The sequence below is a fragment of the Cryobacterium sp. Hh38 genome (genome assembly GCF_004403235.1).
In the GTDB taxonomy this organism is placed as follows: Bacteria; Actinomycetota; Actinomycetes; order Actinomycetales; family Microbacteriaceae; genus Cryobacterium; species Cryobacterium levicorallinum.
Genome location: NZ_SOHD01000042.1, coordinates 372,844 through 392,576, shown reverse-complemented (window position 1 = coordinate 392,576; position 19,733 = coordinate 372,844). Strand labels below are relative to the sequence as shown.

The 19,733-nt window shown below is 64.5% G+C and carries 22 protein-coding genes and 1 pseudogene; 12 read left to right on the top strand and 11 right to left on the bottom strand.

What is annotated here, in order from left to right; translation table 11 throughout:
• Window positions 1-64 precede the first annotated feature (64 nt).
• The 5 genes from E3T41_RS15955 to E3T41_RS18655 form a co-directional block, all read right to left on the bottom strand.
• Window positions 65-1,681, bottom strand: a complete 1,617-nt coding sequence (locus tag E3T41_RS15955) for an isocitrate lyase (protein WP_092448782.1) — start codon at window positions 1,679-1,681, stop codon at window positions 65-67.
• A 319-nt stretch (window positions 1,682-2,000) separates the two neighbouring features.
• The gene (locus tag E3T41_RS15950; protein ID WP_134479339.1) at window positions 2,001-3,143 is read right to left on the bottom strand and encodes a threonine synthase; all 1,143 of its coding nucleotides are present in this window, start codon (window positions 3,141-3,143) and stop codon (window positions 2,001-2,003) included.
• 24 nt (window positions 3,144-3,167) lie between these two features.
• A complete protein-coding gene (locus E3T41_RS15945) occupies window positions 3,168-4,889 on the bottom strand; it encodes an Ig-like domain-containing protein (RefSeq protein WP_241991205.1) in 1,722 nt (573 codons plus the stop codon).
• A 51-nt stretch (window positions 4,890-4,940) separates the two neighbouring features.
• On the bottom strand, window positions 4,941-5,552 hold the full coding sequence (locus tag E3T41_RS15940; protein WP_241991204.1) for an alpha/beta hydrolase: 612 nt from the start codon (window positions 5,550-5,552) through the stop codon (window positions 4,941-4,943).
• Window positions 5,549-5,851, bottom strand: coding sequence for a hypothetical protein (locus E3T41_RS18655; protein WP_241991203.1), 303 nt, complete (start codon window positions 5,849-5,851; stop codon window positions 5,549-5,551). The genes E3T41_RS15940 and E3T41_RS18655 overlap by 4 nt, the downstream gene beginning before the upstream one ends.
• Here E3T41_RS18655 and E3T41_RS15935 point away from each other — a divergent pair.
• The 5 genes from E3T41_RS15935 to E3T41_RS15915 all read left to right on the top strand — a co-directional run bounded on the left by E3T41_RS15935 (window position 5,850) and on the right by E3T41_RS15915 (window position 8,735).
• The gene (locus E3T41_RS15935) at window positions 5,850-6,080 is read left to right on the top strand and encodes a hypothetical protein (protein ID WP_134479338.1); all 231 of its coding nucleotides are present in this window, start codon (window positions 5,850-5,852) and stop codon (window positions 6,078-6,080) included. The two genes, E3T41_RS18655 and E3T41_RS15935, sit on opposite strands and share 2 nt — an antisense overlap.
• 82 nt (window positions 6,081-6,162) lie before the next feature.
• Window positions 6,163-6,558 carry a PIN domain-containing protein gene (locus tag E3T41_RS19120; RefSeq protein ID WP_370257894.1) on the top strand — a complete coding sequence of 132 codons (396 nt, stop codon included), beginning with the start codon at window positions 6,163-6,165 and terminating at the stop codon, window positions 6,556-6,558.
• A 73-nt stretch (window positions 6,559-6,631) separates the two neighbouring features.
• Window positions 6,632-7,726, top strand: coding sequence for a type I restriction endonuclease (locus E3T41_RS15925; protein ID WP_092448785.1), 1,095 nt, complete (start codon window positions 6,632-6,634; stop codon window positions 7,724-7,726).
• 39 nt (window positions 7,727-7,765) lie between these two features.
• Entirely contained in the window at window positions 7,766-8,260 is a 495-nt protein-coding gene (locus tag E3T41_RS15920) for a hypothetical protein (protein WP_092448786.1), read from the top strand.
• 37 nt (window positions 8,261-8,297) lie between these two features.
• Window positions 8,298-8,735: a hypothetical protein gene (locus E3T41_RS15915; RefSeq protein ID WP_092448787.1), complete on the top strand. Its 438-nt coding sequence runs from the start codon at window positions 8,298-8,300 to the stop codon at window positions 8,733-8,735.
• Here E3T41_RS15915 and E3T41_RS15910 read toward each other — a convergent pair.
• Both E3T41_RS15910 and E3T41_RS18645 read right to left on the bottom strand, forming a co-directional pair.
• Window positions 8,732-9,004, bottom strand: a complete 273-nt coding sequence (locus E3T41_RS15910) for a DUF2277 domain-containing protein (protein WP_134479337.1) — start codon at window positions 9,002-9,004, stop codon at window positions 8,732-8,734. The two genes, E3T41_RS15915 and E3T41_RS15910, sit on opposite strands and share 4 nt — an antisense overlap.
• Window positions 9,005-9,122: 118 nt before the next feature.
• Entirely contained in the window at window positions 9,123-9,284 is a 162-nt protein-coding gene (locus E3T41_RS18645; protein ID WP_241991213.1) for a hypothetical protein, read from the bottom strand.
• Between E3T41_RS18645 and E3T41_RS19115 the strand changes: the two are divergent.
• Together E3T41_RS19115 and E3T41_RS19110 are read left to right on the top strand one after the other, a co-directional pair.
• Window positions 9,213-9,629 (top strand): annotated as a pseudogene (locus tag E3T41_RS19115) (class I SAM-dependent methyltransferase); the annotation flags it as partial. The gene E3T41_RS18645 and the pseudogene E3T41_RS19115 sit on opposite strands and share 72 nt — an antisense overlap.
• Window positions 9,623-9,877, top strand: coding sequence for a hypothetical protein (locus E3T41_RS19110; RefSeq protein WP_307725672.1), 255 nt, complete (start codon window positions 9,623-9,625; stop codon window positions 9,875-9,877). The pseudogene E3T41_RS19115 and the gene E3T41_RS19110, both read left to right, overlap by 7 nt.
• On the opposite strand, the gene E3T41_RS15900 is transcribed toward E3T41_RS19110, so the two are convergent.
• Genes E3T41_RS15900 through E3T41_RS15885 form a run of 4 tightly spaced genes read right to left on the bottom strand, consistent with a single transcriptional unit; the run spans window position 9,867 to window position 13,327 of the window.
• The gene (locus E3T41_RS15900; protein WP_092448788.1) at window positions 9,867-10,655 is read right to left on the bottom strand and encodes an ABC transporter ATP-binding protein; all 789 of its coding nucleotides are present in this window, start codon (window positions 10,653-10,655) and stop codon (window positions 9,867-9,869) included. The two genes, E3T41_RS19110 and E3T41_RS15900, sit on opposite strands and share 11 nt — an antisense overlap.
• 28 nt (window positions 10,656-10,683) lie before the next feature.
• Window positions 10,684-11,469 (bottom strand): ABC transporter permease, encoded by a 786-nt coding sequence (locus E3T41_RS15895; protein ID WP_092448789.1) that lies wholly within the window; start codon window positions 11,467-11,469, stop codon window positions 10,684-10,686.
• Entirely contained in the window at window positions 11,466-12,326 is an 861-nt protein-coding gene (locus E3T41_RS15890) for an ABC transporter permease (RefSeq protein ID WP_092448790.1), read from the bottom strand. Before E3T41_RS15890 ends, E3T41_RS15895 begins: the two co-directional genes overlap by 4 nt.
• Window positions 12,323-13,327: an ABC transporter substrate-binding protein gene (locus E3T41_RS15885; RefSeq protein WP_092448791.1), complete on the bottom strand. Its 1,005-nt coding sequence runs from the start codon at window positions 13,325-13,327 to the stop codon at window positions 12,323-12,325. The genes E3T41_RS15890 and E3T41_RS15885 overlap by 4 nt, the downstream gene beginning before the upstream one ends.
• A 339-nt stretch (window positions 13,328-13,666) precedes the next feature.
• On the opposite strand from E3T41_RS15885, the gene E3T41_RS15880 reads away from it, so the two are divergent.
• The 5 genes from E3T41_RS15880 to hutI are packed head-to-tail and all read left to right on the top strand — an operon-like array spanning window position 13,667 to window position 19,733.
• On the top strand, window positions 13,667-14,323 hold the full coding sequence (locus E3T41_RS15880) for an IclR family transcriptional regulator (RefSeq protein ID WP_092448792.1): 657 nt from the start codon (window positions 13,667-13,669) through the stop codon (window positions 14,321-14,323).
• Between the two features lie 58 nt (window positions 14,324-14,381).
• A complete protein-coding gene (gene hutU, locus E3T41_RS15875) occupies window positions 14,382-16,064 on the top strand; it encodes a urocanate hydratase (RefSeq protein ID WP_134479336.1) in 1,683 nt (560 codons plus the stop codon).
• A gap of 2 nt (window positions 16,065-16,066) precedes the next feature.
• Window positions 16,067-17,257 (top strand): allantoate amidohydrolase, encoded by a 1,191-nt coding sequence (locus E3T41_RS15870; RefSeq protein WP_092448794.1) that lies wholly within the window; start codon window positions 16,067-16,069, stop codon window positions 17,255-17,257.
• Window positions 17,254-18,573 (top strand): formimidoylglutamate deiminase, encoded by a 1,320-nt coding sequence (locus E3T41_RS15865; RefSeq protein ID WP_092448795.1) that lies wholly within the window; start codon window positions 17,254-17,256, stop codon window positions 18,571-18,573. Before E3T41_RS15870 ends, E3T41_RS15865 begins: the two co-directional genes overlap by 4 nt.
• Entirely contained in the window at window positions 18,570-19,733 is a 1,164-nt protein-coding gene (gene hutI, locus E3T41_RS15860; protein WP_134479335.1) for an imidazolonepropionase, read from the top strand. The genes E3T41_RS15865 and hutI overlap by 4 nt, the downstream gene beginning before the upstream one ends.

Below are 19,733 nucleotides of genomic sequence, written 5' to 3'. Positions count from 1 at the left end.
CTGTTCGGGCACACGAAGAGGCCTCAGTCTTTCGACTGAGGCCTCTTCGTTACTCCGATTTAACTTAGTGGCTACTCAAAGCCGGTTCCTCGAACTGGTTGCTCGTGTTGTTCACGCCGCCAGCCTTCAGCGCGGCTTCGCCGGCGAAGTACTCCTTGTGGTTGTCACCCAGGTCGGAGCCCGACATGTTCTGGTGCTTGACCGTGGCGATTCCCTCACGGATTTCGCGACGCTGCACGCCCTTGACGTAGGCGAGCATGCCCTGGTCGGCGAAGTAGCCCTTGGCCAGGTCATCCGTCGAGAGTGCGGCCGTGTGGTAGGTCGGCAGGGTGATGAGGTGGTGGAAGATGCCAGCCTCTTTCGAGCTGTCGCGCTGGAAGGTGCGGATCTTCTCGTCGGCGTTCACGGCCAGTTCGGTCTCGTCGTAGTCGACGCTCATGAGCTTGGCACGGTCGTAAGCGGAGACGTCCTTACCCTCGGCGAGGAGTGCGTCGTAGGCCTGCTGACGGAAGTTCAAGGTCCAGTTGAACGACGGGCTGTTGTTGTAGACCAGCTTGGCGTTCGGAATGACCTTGCGCACCTCGTTCATCATGCCCGCAATCTGGCCGATGTGCGGCTTCTCGGTTTCGATCCAGAGCAGGTCGGCACCGTTCTGCAGCGACGTGATGCTGTCGAGCACGCAACGCGCCTCGCCGGTTCCGGCGCGGAACTGGAACAGGTTGCTGGCCAGGCGCTTCGGGCGAAGCAGCTTGCCATCGCGCTTGATGACGACGTCGCCGTTGCCGAGGTCGGCTTCGGTGATCTCGTCAACGTCGAGGAAGGAGTTGTACTGGTCGCCCAGGTCGCCGGGCGTGTACGTCACGGCAAGCTTCTGCGTGAGGCCGGCACCGAGCGAGTCGGTGCGCGAGACGATGATGCCGTTCTCGATACCGAGCTCGAGGAACGCATAGCGAACCGCGTTCAGCTTGGCGATGAAGTCTTCGTGAGGAACGGTGACCTTGCCATCCTGGTGGCCACACTGCTTCTCGTCCGACACCTGGTTCTCGATCTGAATGGCGCAGGCGCCAGCCTCGATCATTTTCTTGGCCAGAAGGTAGGTGGCTTCGGGGTTACCGAAGCCGGCATCGATGTCGGCGATGATCGGCACAACATGGGTCTCGAAGTTGTCAATCTGCACCTGGATCGCAGCTGCCTTGGCGTCGTCGCCAACGATGCGGGCGTTGTCGAGGCCGGTGAAGAGCAGGTCGAGCTCGCGGGCGTCGGCCTGGCGGAGGAAGGTGTAGATCTCCTCGACGAGAGCGGGAACGGTCGTCTTCTCGTGCATGGACTGGTCGGGGAGCGGACCGAATTCGCTGCGCAGCGCCGCAACCATCCAGCCGGACAGGTATAGGTAGCGCTTGTTGGTGGTCTTGAGGTGCTTCTTGATCGAGATCATCTTCTGCTGGCCGATGAAGCCGTGCCATACACCGAGCGACTGGGTGTAGATGGAGGAATCTCCGTCGTACTCCCCCATGTCCTTGCGCATGATGTCGGCCGTGTACTGCGCGATCTCCAGGCCGGTCTTGAAACGGTTCTGGGCACGCATGCGGGCGACAGACTCCGGGTTGATGGCGTCCCAGCTGCTTCCAACCTGCTGTTTGAGGGCTTCGATGGCCGCGATGTCTTTCCGGTAGACAGTCATGTTAATTCCTTCGACGTGTGAGTTGGGCTGAGCCGGAACTTCTGACTCAACGAGCCGCTATCGGCTGATAAACCCAGATTGGCGCAAGAACAGTGAGTCTTTCCCAAGAAAGTCGAGAGAATAAATGCGATTCTTCTGCAATTGAAAAGTTATTCACGGAGTTGGGTGTTCTCGGGGGCATCTCCGGGCACGACGATGACCAGCCGGCACCTGGGGCACCGATGGCACTCTTCCAGACCGTCAGCGGTGTCGACGCCGTCCGGGATCATCTCGGTGCCGCAGGCCGGGCAAGCGGGACCGTCGTCGTCAGAGTCCTTCATCACACAGGCGATTTCAGGCCGGCGCCGCACAGCGGCACGACCACGGACTCGGCCGTGAGCAGGCTCGCGGCCACCGCCCAGATGGGGCTGGCTTTGTCGAACGTCGAATCAACGGCGGCGCGCACGGCAGCGAAGCAGACAGCCGAGGTCGGCTCGACGAAGAGTCCCTCATCGGCCAATTCCTGGCGCGCGCCCGCGGTTTGCCGGTCACTGACGGAAACGATCGTGCCACCGGTGGCACGCACGGCGGACAGAATCTGCCGGCCCCGGGGAGGCGCCGCGATGGCGATACCCTCGGCGATCGTGGCGCCGCCGTCAACCGCCGCGGGCATCGCAAATCCCTGCGCCATGGCCTGTTCCAGCGGCGAACAAGCGGATGCCTGCACCGCGACAATCCGCGGCATCCGCTCGGCGAGACCAGCGGCGACCAGCTCGCTGAAGGCGAGGTAACAGCCGAGCACCAGCGTGCCGTTGCCGACCGGAACCACCACCGTCTCGGGCAGCGAGCGCCCGCGCTGCTCCCAGATCTCATAACCGTAGGTCTTCACGCCGTGCAGAAAGTACGGGTGATAGACGTGGCTCGCGTACATGACGCCGGGTCGGCCCGCTGCCCGAAGGGCCGCCGCGGAGGTATCCGCGCGCGAGCCGGGTACCAGCTCGACCGTGGCGCCGTGCGCCCGCATCTGCGCGAATTTGCCGGGCGAGGTGGACTCGGGAACGTAGACCGTGCAGCCGATGCCGGCCCGCCCGAAATAGGCGGCCATCGCCGTGCCGGCGTTTCCGCTGCTGTCGACCATGGCGTTGGTCACACCGAGCCGTTGGGCGAGGGTTGCGAGCAAGACCGCGCCGCGGTCTTTGAACGAGAGCGTCGGCAGCAGAAAGTCGAGTTTGAGCTGTACGTGGGCCAGAGAGCGGGACGGCACGAGGGGCGAAAAACCCTCTCCCAGGGTGATCGCCGGGTCGACGGCGATCGGCAGCGCCTCGGCATAGCGCCAGAGCGAGGGGACGCGGCCGGGCAGCGCCTGGGCATCCACTTTAATGTCGAATTCGGCGACGTCGAGTAGGCCGCCGCAGGTGCAGCGCCAGACCAGGCTCGCGACCGGATAGACGGCGGCGCACTCGGAGCAGACAAGGTCAGGCATCCCTCGATGTTAGCTGCCCCGCCGTCAGCTGCCGGTGGTGAACCTCCAGATGCTCGTCGAGACGGGGTTGCCGGCCAGATCACGCACGGCACTGCTGCCGCCGGTGACCGTGACGGTGACGTTGGTGGTGGCGGCCAAGGTGTTGCCCGGGTTCAGAATCCACTGATTCGTTGTGCCGCTTCGGGAGACGACGGCGGCGATCGCAGCGCCGGTCGCGGTGTTCTTCAGCCTGAAAGTGGATGCCGCCACCCCCTCCATTCCCTTGCTGAACGTCACCGAGACACTCGCGGTGCGGCTGGCACCCGTCGCCCCGCTGGCGGGAGTGCGCGTGGTGATCGTCGGCGCTGGTCCGGTCGTGAAGCTCCAGCTGGTTGACACCAGCGGTGTGCCCGTCGCGTCACGGATTGCTGCGGCCCCGCCGGTGAGGCTGACGCTGCATTTGGTGTCCGGCGCGAGGGTCGCGGTCGGATTGAGCGTCGCGACCCGGGTGGTCGCGTTGCAGCTGACCGCGGCGGAGAGAACCGTGCCGGCCGGATTCTTCACCCGCATCGTTGTCGTCGACACCCCCTGCACGGCTTCGCTGAAGGTTGCGGTCGCGTTGGCGGTCTGCGCGACCCGGGTGGCCAGGCTGACCGGTGGTTTCGCCGTGACGGTCGGCGGGACCTCCGCCGCCACGATCGGGCTTAGAAAACCGCTCCTGGCGGTGTTCCAGTGCGTGGCCAGGTAGTTCGACGCGGGCGGCGTGCCCGAGAAATAGTAGTCCTCGTCGTGACAGTCGATGGCCCATTCGGTGCCCGGGCAGGTGAAGGTCAGGGTGCCGCCCGCGGCGAAGTGCGGCCCGCCGTCGTCGTAACACATGAGGTCGGCCTCGTCGTAGCAGTGGCCGGCCTGGCTGGAATGCGGCGCCGAGTACTGCACCGCCCCGATATTGTGGCCGATTTCGTGGGCGATCACGAGCAGGTCCAGGTAGGCCGACATCGAATAGCGCGGCCGGGTGTCGTTGTTGGCGTTCAGCGCGGGATTCGGCTGGTCGTCGATCGAGAGCTCACCCTGACCTCCGTAGGGATAGACATCCTGAATCTGATCGATATAGGTGATGTACAGACGATCATTGGCGATGAAGTCGACCGGTCCCAGCCCGAATGCGACCTGATTTTGCAGGCTCCAGACGTAGTCGTTGAAGTCGTAGGTGGCGTCGGATCCGACCGGCAGCAGGGTCACGTTGCGCACCGTGACGTCGACGCCGTTGGTGCACAAAAAGCGGTAGTTCTGGCTGGTAGCGGCACCCGCTGCCTCGAGATTGTTGTTCACTTGCCGCATCACGTCACGCAGGGGGGTCAACATTGTTGCGTACCGGTTGGTGCGATCCTGCGGAACCCCGTAGATCACCTCGATGCGCTTACCACTCACACCGCCGGCGCTGCACAGTGCGGTCAGCTCAGAGGCCGGTGCGGCGGGAACGCTGTCTTCTGCCGCAGCGGCTGTCTGTTTCAGCCTGGCCGCGCCGCCGAACGCCTCGACCGGGTCGGGTCCGTGGCTGCACAGGAGGGTCTTGGCGACCGTGATCTTGAGCTTGGCGCACAGTTTGGCCAGATCGGGAGCGGTCCGCACGCTGCTCGAGGTCGAAGCGTCGGCGACATTGGTCGGCAGCAGCGCACAAGAGGTGGCGACGAGGGCACCCAGCGCGAGCGCGGCCAAGGAGCGACAGATGATGCGGGACGGCTTCGGAGCACGAACAAATTTCAATCTCGTGTCCTTCCGGTGCTGGCCACGGCGTGACCGTCACATTAACGCGGTTCATCCCAACCGACAAGGACTAGTCGTGCTCGCGCAGAGCCAGTCCATCGCGAGGGCGCAGGCGTTCAGCACGGAACTGTGGCCGTCCCGAGGCCGCAGCCGCAATTCCGTCTCGGGCGTGTTCTGCAGCAGCCAGGTCACGTGCGGTGGCGGCACGACACGGTCACGGCCGCTCTGCGCGCACAGCACCGGTGTCACAATGTCGGCAACACTGAATCCCCACGGCAGCACGAAGGCCAGGTCGTCGACGACGAGCCCCTCGGTTCCGTCTGCTGCCGCGAGGCCGACATCGGTTCCAAGGGACGCCCAGGTGCCAGCCAGGGTCGCATAATCGCGGTCGTTGAAACTTTCGGGATCGAATTCGGCGGTCAGCTCGAACTCTTCGCGGGCAGCACGGCCGAGCAGGGCGGCGCGCAGGGACTCCCCGTCGGAGGCCATCCCGCCGAACCAATCGAGGGCATCCGCTTGCAGCGGAGCGAGGCTCGCCAGGCAGGCTGTGGCTGGGACCTGCTCGGGAAGCACCGCGGCGCAGGCGAGCGCATGCGGCCCCCCTCCCGATGCACCCATCACCGCGAACCGCTCGAGGCCGAGCTGATCGGCCAGTTGGGTCACGTCGGCGCCGGCCGAGGCAACGGTGCGCCCGCGCAGCCGGTCGATCCGCCGTAGCTCGGCCTGCCATACGACACCAGACGGATGCCCCGCACGGCCGCCGCCACCAGCACCGGCTCGAGCAGTGCCCCGGTTTGCGGCGAGCCGCGGTGCCCGAGCACGGTGAAGGCATCCTTTTGGGAATACGCGTCGGCGCTGTCGTGCACTCGCAATGTGCGTCCGTCGGACAGGGCCAGATTCTGCGTGGAAACCGCTGAAACAGAGTAGGACGATAGCCGGGACGAGTCCATGCGAGAGGTCATGTCGCGGCAGTCCGCCTACTACGGCGCACACCTGAAGGACCGGGTCATCGACACCGATCCTGCCCTGCTTCGTGAGCTTAAGGAAGCCTACGGGCTCCGTTCGAACAAGGAGGCGGTCGCGTTCGCCATCGGCGAGGCTGTCATGCGGCGCAGGCAATTAGTCGCCATTGACGCAATTGCGGCTCTCCACCTCGATCCACAGCCAAAGCGCTTCGACCTCGACGAATGAATAGGACGGATCCCCGATTTCGACGTCTCACAATTCGTCCCATGCCCGGCTTCAGGTCAAACGGTTCATCATCAACCACAGCGTGTGGGCCCGGTTAGGTACGTCGCCCAGTCTTGTGGCCGCCTTGCGCAAAATCGTCGAGCTGCACAGCCCCGCCTCAATCTGGGTTTGCGCGCCGACCGCCACAGAAATTGGATTCAGCGCACGAAATGGGCCCGAGCATGACAGCGCGTGGACTCCGCTCTCGGCCTTTAGCGATTGCCCACGTGCGCCCACAATCGACGAATCTTTAGTCATCCAAAACCGACTCTGGCATGCCGCGCTCGTGCGGTCGGTCGGTGAGGTCGACACGCTTATCGCCGCATACGCTCTCATAAATGATGCGACGGTTTTGCACTACGACAGTGACTTCGAGTATGTCGCGAGGGTGATGCCCCGGTTCAGACACGAGTGGATCGTGCCACGCGGTACTGTTTGAGGTTTCAGGCTCGTCTGAGACTCTAAATTGTTTCGATAAGGTCGAAGGTAGCGATCCACAAACCGGGGGAATCATGGAATTTGCAGAACTAATCAGGGCATTGGCTCTCAAGGTGCGCAACCAGCGCGAAGCAATTCAGACTGAAGAAGCAACCAAGAACGCGTTTATCATGCCGTTCATCTCGACCATTTTGGGCTACGACGTTTTTAATCCATTGGAAGTTGTCCCCGAATTTACCGCTGATGTCGGCGTGAAAAAGGGCGAGAAAGTTGACTATGCGATTATGCGCGACGGTGAGGTCCAGATCCTCATCGAATGCAAGAAATCCACGGAAGCATTGAAGATAGAACACGCCTCGCAACTCTTCCGTTATTTCGCGGTCACCAATGCGCGTATCGCCGTTCTCACGAATGGCGAGATTTACCAGTTCTACACGGACCTGGATGCACCCAACCGCATGGACGAGAAGCCGTTTCTGGTTCTCGATTTGATGGACATCGATGAAACACTGATTCCGGAACTGCGGAAGCTCACCAAGGAAGTCTTTGATCTCGACTCGATCATCAACTCGGCTGAAGAGCTCAAGTACATTGGTCAAATCAAGCGCACTATCGCAGCTCAGTTCACGGAGCCCGAAGACGACTGGATTCGATTCTTCACGACGCGAGTCTATGAGGGTGCGTTTACGCAGAAAGTCCGTGAGCAGTTTACTTCCCTGGTCGCAAAGTCTACGAAGCAGTTCCTGAATGACCAGGTCAATGACCGCTTGAAGTCGGCGTTAGGCGGGTCGAACTTCTCAGGAGCTTCAGCAACAGAGAGCGGTGTCATCAACAGCCACGACATTGTTGAAGTTGATCTCGCCCGTGACACGGAGATTGAGACGACCCTTGAGGAGTTGGAAGGGTATCAAATCGTTAAGGCGATCGCCTGCAGCGAGGTGAAGCCTCAGCGAGTGATGCACAGGGATTCCAAGTCGTATTTCGCTGTTCTTCTCGATGACAACAATCGCAAGCCGGTCGCTCGACTTCACTTCAACGGAAAGAAGCAGAAGTATCTTGGAGTCTTCGACGCTGAGAAGGTCGAGACTCGCCACCCTATTGAAACTCTCGATGAGATCTACCTATTTGCGAATGACATCCGCGAAACGATTAAGAGTTATCAGGACTAGATACGTTCAAGTCAATCTCCGCATTTTAGGGTTGGACGCATGATGGTTCACCGCTACTGGCGCATCGCGCTGGTTGCGCCCGTGATCGGGTTCCTCCTCGGTGCCGCCGTGGTGGGAGTGATGTCCTTGGGCAGTAACCCCCAGGCGCGAGCGGGCCAGACGATCGAAGGCGTCGTGCGGGCGATTCTGGGCTTCGGTGCCGTCGGCCTGGTCGTCAGCATCGCCGCGCTGGTCGGCGGCGTCGTTCTGGTTGGCGGCCTCGACCGGCACCTCGCAAAATCGTCGGGTGCGCGCACCGCCCTGGCCTCCCTCGGTGCGGCCGGTGGCGTGCTGATTCTCGGAATCGTGTTCGCCACTGTGCAGGGAATAATCGGAGCGGGCTGGGCGTACCTCATCATTACCTTCACGGTGGCGCTCGCTATCGCGGCGGGGATCGCGGCAGCGTTTCTGGTGCACCGGGCTGAGCGACGAAGCGAGCGCACCCGGCCAGAGCGGCTGGAGCATCCGCTGCCCAGCGCCTGGGTCGATTTCTAGAATGCCGGTGCGAACCGTCGCAACGTAGGGTGGGCACATGATAGTTCGGCGCTACTGGCGCATCGCGGTGTTCGCACCGATCGTGGGGTTTCTGATAGCGGCCTGCGTCGCAGTCGTCATGACCGACGCCGGCAGCGGTGAAACCGAGTTTCGGTTCTGGTTTGTCGTGCGTTCCATGGCGAATTATGGCGTGATCGGCCTCGTTATCGGGGCGGTCGCTTTGCTGGGCGGTCTCGTGGCGGTGGCGATTGCTGATCGAAAGCTCACTAAATCGCGGCGCCTGCGCACGACAGCGGCCGCATTGGGCGCGATGGGCGGTGTGGTGTTGCTGTCCCTGACGATCGCCGCAGTCTTGACGATGCTGGACGACGGACTGTATGCGGGCATCACCATCGCCTTCGGCGTGGCCTTTGGCGCGGCGGCAAGCGTGGTGGCGGCCGTGATGGTGCTCTACGCGGAACATCACACCCGCTAGGCCGCAGCAAACCGCTTCTGCGAGCGCGCTTTGGCGTTCTCGGCCTCGATTTCCCGGTTTTTCGGCGGTGCGGAGCTCACCAGATCTTCGAGCAGGTGCCGAGAGATGCGCGCTATCTCGTGCACGGCCAGCTCAAAGGCTTCTTCGTTCGCCTTCGACGGATGCGTCGACCCGCTGATCTTGCGCACGTATTGCAGCGCCGCCGCGTGTACCTCATCGGCGGTCGCGGCGGGTTCAAAGTTATGCAGGACGTGAATGTTTCGGCACATGATTTCAGGGTAATCACAGTTCGCGCACCCTTCAAGACCCGGGCGCAGGATGCTTCTGCCCGCCGTCGACAGGAGGCGTCCCATGCCTGCACCCACCCCCGATCTGGTAGGCATCACTTCACGGTTGAGCGCTGCCGGCTGCGTCTTTGCCGAGGAGGAGGCCGGCCTGCTGCAGTCCGTGCAGCAGTCGCCCGACCAGCTCAGCGCGATGATCGAGCGCCGTCTCGCGGGCGTGCCGCTCGAGCAGATTGTGGGCTGGGCCGAGTTCTGCGGCCGGCATATTCTGGTCGACCCTGGCGTGTTCGTGCCGCGTCGCCGCACCGAGTTCCTGGTCGAGCAGACCCTGGCGCTGTGTCCACCCGAGGCGGTCATCGTCGATCTCTGTTGCGGATCCGGCGCGTTGGCAACCGTGCTGGTCGCGCCCCGACCCGGCGCGGGGCTGGTCGCGGTCGACATCGATCCGATCGCGGTGGCCTGCGCTCGCCGCAACCTGGCTGACCGCGTTCAGGTGTTGCAGGGTGACCTGTTCGCGCCGCCGCGTGCGTCGCTCACGGGGCGGGTCGACATCATTGTGGCCAACGCACCGACGCGCCGACGGACGAGGTCGAACAGATGCCGATGGAGGCCCGACTCTATGAGCCGCGCGCTTCGGCCGATGGTGGCGACGACGGCCTCGACGTTCAGCGGCGCATCAGTGCCGCCGCACCACACTGGCTCTCTTCCAGCGGATGCCTGCTCGTCGAGACCGGGCAGCGGCAGGCTCCGCATACGGCCGAGATCTTCGCCCGGCACAGTCTGCTCCCCCGCATTCTGCGGAGCGAGGAGCTGGACGCGACGGTGGTCCGGGGCGCGCGGGAATGGACTATGCCGTGATCGTGAGTGCCGAGTGAGTCTTGGCCTTCTGAATCTCTGCATACAAGTCATGGCGCAGCTCGGAGAATCGGGGCAACGAACGGGTGGAAAGCTGATCGCGTTCCGCAGGCAGGTCGACGATCATCTCTCGCTGCACGATGGTGGGCGTTGACGAGAGCACGATGACGCGCTCGGCCAGGTAGACGGCCTCGTCGATGTCGTGCGTGACGAACAGGGTCGTGATCTTCAAGTCGCGCCAGATCGTGCGAACGAGGTCTTCCAGCTCGGCCCGCGTCTGGGCGTCGACGGCCGCGAAGGGTTCGTCCATGAGCAGCACGTCGGGCCGGTAGGCGATAGCCCTGGCGATGGCCACCCGCTGTTGCATTCCACCGGAGAGTTGCCACGGGTACGACCTCGCCGAGTTCTCGAGGCCGACATGAGCCAGCGCTTCGGCGACCCGCGCCAGCCGTTCCTTCTTCGGCAGTCTCAGTTCCTTGAGCGGCAGCTCGACGTTCTCGGCGATGCGCAGCCAGGGAAACAGGCTGCGACCGTACTCCTGGAAGACTAGGGCAAGTCCTTCCGGCGGGCCAGAGACTGCTTTGTCGGCTACCCGCACCGAACCGGCCGACGGTTTCATCAGCCCAGCCATGCACTTGAGCAGCGTGGTTTTGCCGCTGCCGGAGGGCCCGACCAGGCAGACGAATTCGCCGGGGGCGACGGTGAAATGCACGTCCCGCAGTGCTTCAAAGCTGGTGTCGGCGGTGCGGTAGATCTTTTGCATGTGGGTGACCTCGAGCATGGGATTCCTTTGTTTCTGGTCTGGTCGATCAGGCGTCACGTGCGGCGCGGCGCATGCCGGTGTACCACCGCAGGGAATGCGACTCGAAGTATTGGAAGACAACGGACGCCACGAGTCCCAACAGACCGAGCACGATGATTCCCGTCCACATTTCAGGCAAGGCGAAGTTGCGTTGGAACTGCACGACGCTAAATCCAAGCCCATTTGTAGCGGCAAACATCTCACTGATGACCATGAGGATGATGCCGACCGAAAGGCCTTGACGCATACCGGCAAGAATCTGCGGAGATGCCGCCGGGAGGATGAGGGTGAAGATGCGACGCCGTGCGCTGAGACGGTAGGACCTGGCAGTGTCGATCATGACGGAATCGACCGCCCGGACGCCCTCGACGGTGTTCAGGAGAATCGGCCAGAGGCAGCCGAGGAGTACCACGATGATCTTCATCGTGTCTCCGATCCCGGCGAACAGCCCGATGATCGGCACAAGTACCGGCCCCGGAATGGCACGGAATAATTCCAGGGTCGGCTCGCAGAACGCCCGAACCCGCGGCAACAGGCCGATCAGCGTTCCCAGGGATACAGCGATGACGGTTGCTGCGACAAAGCCGAAGAGCAGCCGCCAGATGCTGGCAAAGCCGTCCACGACCAGGCGTGATTCCCCACCACCGTCGAGCCAGGTCGCCGGGAACGCAGCGAGAATGCGCTGCAGAGAGGGGAAATAGACATTCGTGCTGTCGTAACTGACGATCCACCAGGTCGTAAGGAGCACGACTGGCAGAGCGAGGATATAGCCGATGGACTGCAGTGTTTTCATTCGCTGGCATCCTTTCGAAACGACATGTGCCAGGCCAACACGCGCTTCTCCACCAGCCGCACGACGATGTTGACCGCGAGGCCGAGGAGCCCGGTGATGAGTACGAGCGCATACATTCGCGCGTTCGCCCCGCCGGATTCGGCCTGAGCGATGCTCTGCCCGAGGCCGGGGGTACCGATGATCAGTTGAGCGGTCACGGTCAGCACCAGGGCCACCGTGGCGGCCAGGCGGATACCGGTCATCACGAAGGGCAGTGCAGTCGGCCAGATCACGTAGCGCATCACACCCCAGCGGCTGAATCGGTACGACCGGGCGGTATCGGCGACGACCGGGTCGACATCCGCTACGCCGTACACCGTTTGCACCAGCACCTGCCAGAAGGCGGCGTAGATGACCAGGACGAGGGCTGACTCGTACCGCGGGCCAAAGACGAGCACGACCAGCGGCACGAGAGCAACCGAGGGAATCGGCCGCAGAAACTCAACGGTTGAGGAGGTCGCGCGGCGCAGGGGTTCGATGCTGCCGAGGAGTATCCCGACGACGACACCGGCCACAGAGGCCACGGCGAGTCCGATAGCCCAGACGTAGATCGTGTCGTAAACGGCCATCCACATCGTGGATTCGCCGAGAAGTCCTGCCAAGGCGGCCATGATCACGGTCGTCGGCGGCAGGTCCTGTTCCCGAACAATGCCCAGCGGGGCAAGAAATTGGGCGACGAGCGCTACGGAAAGCAGCCCGGCACAGCCGAGCAACACGTTCGTCACTCGGCCGCGTGCCCGGAACCGCCGCCGCGGCACCGGAGTGAAGGCGCTGGCCTCCACTCCGACCGCGGGCACGACATCCAGGCGAGTACTCATTCCGCGATGAAGCCGTCGTAGTCTGGCTCGCCGCTCAGTACGCCGTACGAGACGGCGGCGGCGGCGAGGGTTTCGAGACCGGACCGATTGATCTCGGGGAGCCACTGCGACAGGCCAACCGAGGCTGCCAACTCAGGGCTGAGCGAAGCATAGTCCTGGATGATCTCCCGAACAGCGTCTTCATTAGCGGATGCGTACGCAAACGATTCCGCGAGCGCCGCCCGGAAACTCGTGACTAGGGCCGGGTTGATCTCGACCGTTTGCGCCGACGCGAAGTAGAACGCGGAGTCGAAGTTCTCGGCCATGTCGACCATGGGGCTGGCAACAATAACGCCACCCTCCTGCACGATCTGGGTGCGGAACGGTTCCGTCGTCCACGCGGCGTCGACCTCTCCGGCGGCCAGCTGGGCCGGCATGTTCGGGTAGGGCACCTCGACGAACGAGATGGAATCGGGGTCGCCGCCGGCCTGCTCCAGGGAATTTCGAATTGTAATCTCACCGAAGTTGCTCAGCGCATTGATGGCGACCGTCTTGCCTTCGAGATCGAGGACGTCGGCGACACCGCTGTCGGCCAACGCAGCCACCTCGGTGGTGTCGGCGCCGTCCACGTTTGTCGACGTCGATCCGTTCGAGATTACCCGAATCGGGATGTCGTTCTGGTGGGCTACCAGAAGGGAGACCACGTTACTGTAGCCGAAATCGTATTCGCCGGAGACGACGGCGGGAACGATAGCGGCACCGCCCTGAGCCAGCTGGATATCCAATTCCAAACCGTGATCAGCGAAAATTCCCTGTTCAATGCCCAGGTAGATGGGTGCAACATCCGTGATGGGGATGAGCCCGAGCGTCACCGTGGTGAGTTTCCCGTCTGCGGTGGTGTCGCTGCCGCCGGGATCGCTCGGGCTGCAGCCGGCCAAAGCGAGGGCAGCGACGAAGCCGATCGCGGCCGACCTGATTACCGGGCCGAAACTGCGTGGCGAGCTGGAACGATTTGCGCTCATGGTGGGTGGTCCTTCCGAAAACGCTGAGCTCCTCCGACATGGTCGGGGAGGTTACTGAATCAGGTACTGGCTGACAACGACGCACAGGCGTTCAAAATGAAACTTCATTGTCAATCTATGAAAAGTAACGGCCAGTGCCAAACAATGTCAAGGTCTCGTCAGATGGTAATGATCACGTTACCTGAGCGAAACATCCGCTCCACAGGCTGACTGTGCACTCATTGCGAGCACCGGACCGGCGTTCAACCGACAGTGATGACTGAATTCTCTTGTCATCTAATGAAATAAGTGTTTTACTAAATGCAATTGTGAGTGGCATGGAAACACGAGGAGCTTGACATGAGCGCAATACCCGGCAAACCAGACACGACCACGCGAACGGCCGAGCGTGCCCTCGCTCTGCTCAGCGTCGTCTGCGAGCGAGGCTCACTCACCCTCGGTGAGGCCGCGAAAGCGGTCGATCTCTCCGCCAGCACAGCACTTCGCCTCTTGCGCACCCTCGAGGCAGCCACCTTTATTCGCCGTGACGACGAGGGCTCCTACCGCCCAGGAGTGGCGATCGTGCAGCTCGGCGTACTCGCCCTGAGTCAGGAATCACTCGTGGCGCTCTGTCGCGATCCGATGACGCGAATTGTCGAACAAACCGGAGAATCCGCGTATCTGAGCATCCCGGCCCCGGGACGACAGGGCCTCTACGTGGCCATTGTCGAAGGAACCCACTCCGTTCGGCACTCGAATTGGGTGGGCCGCAAGTTTCCCCTTGACTCGAGCGCCTCGGGGAAGGCCCTGCAGGGCGGCACCGGTGACACCGGCTACTGCGTCGTGAGTGACGGTGTAGAGCGTGACGTCACGGCAATAGCGGTACCGATCAGCGTCGGCGACCGCATCGTGGGCGCCCTCAGTGTGGTCGTTCCGAGCTACCGCATCACCACGTCAAGCATCGAACGTATCGGCCAGCTCTTGCTCGGCGAAGCGCGCCAGCTCTACGCCCGCTGATCACCCTGAAACTTTCCCGCACCATCCACTGCCCCGCCAGAACAAGGGAGCCCCACCTATGACTCACACCTCGTCGCACCCGACCACCCACACCCCACGCCCCGTTCGCGCCGCCCGCGGCACCGAACTGACCGCGAAGAGCTGGCAGACCGAGGGCCCGCTGCGCATGCTCATGAACAACCTCGACCCCGAGGTTGCCGAGCGCCCCGACGACCTCGTCGTCTACGGCGGAACCGGCAAAGCCGCCCGCAACTGGGAGTGCTACGACGCGATCGTGCGTACCCTCGAAACCCTCGAGAAAGACGAAACCCTGCTCGTACAGTCGGGCAAACCGGTCGGCGTGTTTCGCACCCACGAATGGGCGCCGCGGGTGCTGATCGCCAATTCCAACCTCGTCGGCGACTGGGCCACCTGGCCGGAGTTTCGCCGACTCGAGCACCTGGGGCTCACCATGTACGGGCAGATGACCGCTGGATCGTGGATCTACATCGGCACTCAGGGCATTCTGCAGGGTACTTACGAAACCTTCGGCGCCGTGGCCACCAAGAAGTTCAACGGCACCCTGGCGGGCACGCTGACCCTCACCGGCGGGGCCGGCGGCATGGGCGGCGCGCAGCCGCTCGCCGTCACCATGAACGACGGCGTTGTGCTCATTGTCGACGTCGACCCGGCGCGGTTGCAGCGCCGCGTCGATCACGGTTACCTCGACGAAATGACCGACGACATCGACGACGCCATCGCCCGGGTGCTCGCGGCCAAGGCGGAACTCCGCGCTCTGTCGGTGGGTCTGGTCGGCAATGCCGCGACCGTGTTCGCCGAATTGCTCGCCCGCAAAGTGCCGATCGATATCGTGACCGACCAGACCAGCGCGCACGACCCGCTCTCCTACCTGCCCGAGGGCGTCACCGTCGAGGAATGGCACAGCTACGCGGCCGAAAACCCGGAGGAGTTCACCGTGCGCGCCCGCGCCGCAATGGCCAAGCAGGTCAAAGCGATGGTCGAATTTCAGGATGCCGGTGCCGAGGTCTTCGACTACGGCAACTCGATTCGGGCCGAGGCGAAGCTCGGCGGCTACGAGCGGGCGTTCGAGTTTCCGGGGTTCGTGCCCGCCTACATTCGCCCGCTGTTCGCCGAGGGCAAGGGCCCGTTCCGCTGGGTGGCCCTCTCCGGCGACCCGGCCGACATCGCCGCCACCGACAAGGCCATTCTGGAGCTGTTTCCGAACGACGCCGGGCTGCACCGCTGGATTACCAAGGCCGAAAAAAAGGTGCAGTTCGAGGGCCTGCCGGCCCGCATCTGCTGGCTCGGCTATCAGGAACGCCACCTGGCCGGGCTCAAATTCAACGAGATGGTCGCCTCCGGCGAGCTGCGCGCCCCGATCGTGATCGGCCGCGACCACCTCGACTCCGGCTCGGTCGCTTCGCCCTACCGTGAGACCGAGGGTATGTTGGACGGCTCCGACGCGATCGCCGACTGGCCGCTGCTGAACGCGCTGCTCAACACCGCCTCCGGCGCGACCTGGGTCTCCATTCACCACGGCGGCGGGGTCGGAATCGGCCGCAGCATTCACGCCGGGCAGGTCATCGTCGCCGACGGCACCCCGCTGGCCGCGGAGAAGATCGCGCGTGTGCTCACCAACGACCCGGGCACCGGAGTGATGCGGCACGTCGACGCCGGCTACGAGCGGGCCAAGGAAGTGGCCCGCGACCGCGGCCTGCGTGTGCCCATGTGGGAGGACTAAACGTGCTCGCCGGTCTCGCCGAGATCGCCGAGGTCGGCCGCGACCACCGGCGCGGCGGGTACTCCCGCCATCTCTGGCAGGTGGCCGACCTCGAACTGCGCTCCTGGTTCGTCGAACGCGCCGAACGGCTCGGCCTGCAGGTCGAAACCGACCGCAACGGCAACCTCTGGGCCTGGTGGGGTCAGCCAGGACCGGATGCGGTCGTCACCGGCAGCCACCTCGACTCCGTTCCCGGCGGCGGCGCCTACGACGGGCCGCTCGGCGTGATCTCTTCGCTCGAGGCCATCGGCCGGCTGCAGGCGAGCGGGTTCGTGCCGACCCGGCCGTGCGCGGTGCTGATGTTCGCCGAAGAAGAGGGCTCCCGTTTCGGCATCGCCTGCCTCGGCTCGAGGCTGCTCACCGGAGCGATCGACGCCGATCAGGCCCGCGCCTTGACCGACCGTGACGGCGTCACGCTGGCCGAGGCCGCCCGGAAAATTGGTGTCGACCCGGCGCACCTCGGCGTCGACCTCGTTGCACTAGAACGCATCGGACTGTTCATCGAACTGCACGTCGAACAGGGCCGCGGCCTGATCGACCTCGACCAGCCGGTGGCCGTGGCATCATCGATTCTGGCCCACGGTCGCTGGCGCCTCACCGTCACCGGCCAGGGTAATCATGCCGGCGCGACCACCATGATCGAGCGCCGCGACCCGATGGTCGCGACTGCCCAGGCCATCGTGGGTGTGCAGGCCGCCGCTCTGGGTCGCCCGGGAACCCGGGCGACGATCGGCCGCATCGAAGCGATCCCCGGCGGAACCAACGTTATCGCCAGTTCGGTGCACGCCTGGCTCGACGCCCGCGCCGAGACCGACGAAGAAACCCGCCTGCTCGTGGCCGACATTGCAGCCCGCGCCCAGCAGGCCGCCCAGCAGAACGGATGCTCCGCCACCCTCACCGAGGAATCCTGGGCCGGCGCCGTGCAGTTCACCCCCGGCTTGCGCGAGCGGTTCGCGCAAGCGCTCGGCCAGGTGCCGCAACTGTCGACCGGAGCCGGCCACGATGCCGGCGTGCTCGCCGCCCACGTGCCGAGCGCAATGCTGTTCGTGCGCAACCCGACCGGAATCTCCCACGCGCCGGAGGAATTCGCCGAAGCCGCGGACTGCGTGGCCGGCATCGACGCGCTCGAACTGCTGCTGAGGGATCTGCTATGAGCAACTTCTGGTGCGAAACCCTGCTGATCGACGGGGTCGCCGTGACCGGGGTGAGGGTCGAGGTCGACGACCACGGTCGCATCTCTCGGGTTCAGATTCACGGGGCGGAGGCCGCGGACATCCGTTTGGGAACGGTGCTTCCGGGGTTCGGTAATGCTCACTCGCACGCCTTCCACCGGGCCCTGCGCGGTCAGACCCACACCGAGGGTGGCGATTTTTGGATTTGGCGCGAGCGGATGTACCGGGTCGCCGCGCAGCTCGACCCCCTGAAGTACCAGGCGCTGGCGACGGCGGTGTTCGCCGAGATGCTGGTGAGCGGCTACACCGCCGTCGGTGAGTTTCACTACGTGCATCACCGCGCGAATGGCGAACCGTATGAGACGGAGCACGCCATGGAACTGGCGCTTGCGGCGGCGGCGCGGGCCGTCGGCATCCGTTTGGTGCTGCTCGACACGGTGTATCTGCAGGGCGGAATCGGGCAGGAGTTGGCACCCGAACAGCGGGCGTTCGGCGACTTTGACGCCGCGGGCTGGCTGGCCCGATGGCACTCGCTGCGCGCAGCACTGGGGAACGACGACCTCGTGACGCTCGGCGCCGCGCTGCACTCGGTGCGTGCCGTCACGCCCGAGGCGATGCGTGAAGTGCTCGCCGGGTTGCCGGCGGACGTTCCGCTGCACGTGCACCTGTCGGAGCAGCCGCAGGAGAACGCGGATTGCCTCGCGGCGTATGGCCTGACCCCGACCGGTGTGCTCGATTCGCTCGGTGCCCTCGGACCGCGACTGAGTGTGGTGCACGCAACGCATCTGAGCGACGCGGACCGCGCGCTGCTCGGCGACGCCGGCGTGACCGTCGTAATGTGCCCGACCACCGAGGCCGATCTCGGCGACGGAATCGGTCCGGCGCTCGCCCTGGCCGAGGCGGGCTGCCCGATTGCCCTAGGCTCCGATCAGCACGCCGTCATCGACCCGTTTTTGGAGATGCGCGGATTGGAAATGGGCGAGCGGCTGGCCTCGCGACAGCGCGGACGCTTTGCCCCGACCGCCCTGCTCACCGCGGCCACGAGCGCCGGCTATGCCTCGCTCGGGCTCGGCCGTCTCACGATGCGCGAGGGCGACCCGTGCGATCTGGTCGAGATCAGCACCGCCGGCGTGCGCACGGTCGGATCGTCTGTCGAGCAGCTTCCGCTGACCGCGACCGCCTCCGATGTGCTGCGGGTCATCGTGGGCGGACAGGTCGTGGCCGATGGCGGTCGGCTGGTCGGCGGCGCGCGGCCGTCGGAGCTGATGGCCGACGCGCTTGGAAGGCTCGGCGAATGAGCGGCACCGAGCTCATCACCGGAATCGGTGAACTGACCACGCACGATGAGTCCGGCGAGCGTCGGCACGACGCGGCACTCGTGATCGGCGACGGCCGCATTCTCTGGATCGGTGCGGCCAGCCAGGCTCCGGCTGCCGATCGTCGAACGGATGTCGATGGCCGCGCCGTTCTGCCCGGTTGGGTCGACTCGCACACCCACCTCGTATTTGGCGGCGACCGTTCGGCAGAGTTCGAAGCCCGCATGGCCGGCCAGAAGTACGCCGCCGGCGGCATCAACACGACCGTCGCCGCAACCCGCGCGGCGTCCGAGGAGGAGCTTGTAGCCACAGCGCTGGGCCTGCGCCACGAAGCCGAAACGCTGGGCACCACCTTTCTCGAGACCAAAACCGGCTATGGACTCGACGTGGACAGTGAAGCGCGGTCGGCCCGGGCCGCCGCCCGTGTCGCCGACGTCGTCAGCTATCTCGGCGCCCACATCGTGCCGACCGGGCTGGATCGTCGCGACTACCTCGACCTCGTCACCGGGCCGATGCTCGCCGCGGTGCTTCCCTACGTGCAGTTCATCGACGCGTTCTGCGAGCAGGGCGCGTTCGACGTGGAAGAAACGCGGGAGGTGCTGCTGGCCGGCCGGGCCGCCGGCCTCGGGCTGCGCGTGCACGGCAACCAGCTCGGCTTCACTGGCGGCGTGCGGCTGGCCGCTGAACTCGGCGCGCACAGCGTTGACCACTGCAACTACCTGGAGCCATCCGATATCGACGCACTGGCGGCGTCGGCCACGGTCGCCACGCTGCTACCGGCCTGCGACCTGTCCACCCGGCAACCGTTTCCGCCGGCCCGCCAGCTGTTCGACGCCGGTGTGACCATCGCCCTGGCGACCAATTGCAATCCAGGCACCTCCTACACCACGTCAATGCCGTTCTGCGTGGCGACCGCCGTGCTGCAGATGGGGCTGACCGTGACCGAGGCGGTCTGGGCGGCGACCCGTGGTGCGGCCGCGTCGCTCGGCCACGATCAGGGAACGGATGCCGTCGGCTCGCTGCGGGTCGGCGGCCTGGCCGACCTGCAGGTTCTGAACGCCCCGTCGATCTCGCACCTGGCCTACCGCCCCGGCGTGCCGCTGACCGCAAACGTCTGGAGACGGGGAGTGCGGGTGGCCTGA

Excerpts from the sequence above, each read along its gene's own strand:
- E3T41_RS15955 (WP_092448782.1), bottom strand. The coding sequence starts at position 1,681 with ATGACTGTCTACCGGAAAGACATCGCGGCCATCGAAGCCCTCAAACAG.
- E3T41_RS15950 (WP_134479339.1), bottom strand. The coding sequence starts at position 3,143 with ATGCCTGACCTTGTCTGCTCCGAGTGCGCCGCCGTCTATCCGGTCGCG.
- E3T41_RS15935 (WP_134479338.1), top strand. The coding sequence starts at position 5,850 with ATGTCGCGGCAGTCCGCCTACTACGGCGCACACCTGAAGGACCGGGTC.
- E3T41_RS18655 (WP_241991203.1), bottom strand. The coding sequence starts at position 5,851 with ATGACCTCTCGCATGGACTCGTCCCGGCTATCGTCCTACTCTGTTTCA.
- E3T41_RS15925 (WP_092448785.1), top strand. The coding sequence starts at position 6,632 with ATGGAATTTGCAGAACTAATCAGGGCATTGGCTCTCAAGGTGCGCAAC.
- E3T41_RS15920 (WP_092448786.1), top strand. The coding sequence starts at position 7,766 with ATGATGGTTCACCGCTACTGGCGCATCGCGCTGGTTGCGCCCGTGATC.
- E3T41_RS15915 (WP_092448787.1), top strand. The coding sequence starts at position 8,298 with ATGATAGTTCGGCGCTACTGGCGCATCGCGGTGTTCGCACCGATCGTG.
- E3T41_RS15910 (WP_134479337.1), bottom strand. The coding sequence starts at position 9,004 with ATGTGCCGAAACATTCACGTCCTGCATAACTTTGAACCCGCCGCGACC.
- E3T41_RS18645 (WP_241991213.1), bottom strand. The coding sequence starts at position 9,284 with ATGCCGGCCGCAGAACTCGGCCCAGCCCACAATCTGCTCGAGCGGCAC.
- E3T41_RS19110 (WP_307725672.1), top strand. The coding sequence starts at position 9,623 with ATGGAGGCCCGACTCTATGAGCCGCGCGCTTCGGCCGATGGTGGCGAC.
- E3T41_RS15900 (WP_092448788.1), bottom strand. The coding sequence starts at position 10,655 with ATGCTCGAGGTCACCCACATGCAAAAGATCTACCGCACCGCCGACACC.
- E3T41_RS15895 (WP_092448789.1), bottom strand. The coding sequence starts at position 11,469 with ATGAAAACACTGCAGTCCATCGGCTATATCCTCGCTCTGCCAGTCGTG.
- E3T41_RS15890 (WP_092448790.1), bottom strand. The coding sequence starts at position 12,326 with ATGAGTACTCGCCTGGATGTCGTGCCCGCGGTCGGAGTGGAGGCCAGC.
- E3T41_RS15885 (WP_092448791.1), bottom strand. The coding sequence starts at position 13,327 with ATGAGCGCAAATCGTTCCAGCTCGCCACGCAGTTTCGGCCCGGTAATC.
- E3T41_RS15880 (WP_092448792.1), top strand. The coding sequence starts at position 13,667 with ATGAGCGCAATACCCGGCAAACCAGACACGACCACGCGAACGGCCGAG.
- hutU (WP_134479336.1), top strand. The coding sequence starts at position 14,382 with ATGACTCACACCTCGTCGCACCCGACCACCCACACCCCACGCCCCGTT.
- E3T41_RS15865 (WP_092448795.1), top strand. The coding sequence starts at position 17,254 with ATGAGCAACTTCTGGTGCGAAACCCTGCTGATCGACGGGGTCGCCGTG.
- hutI (WP_134479335.1), top strand. The coding sequence starts at position 18,570 with ATGAGCGGCACCGAGCTCATCACCGGAATCGGTGAACTGACCACGCAC.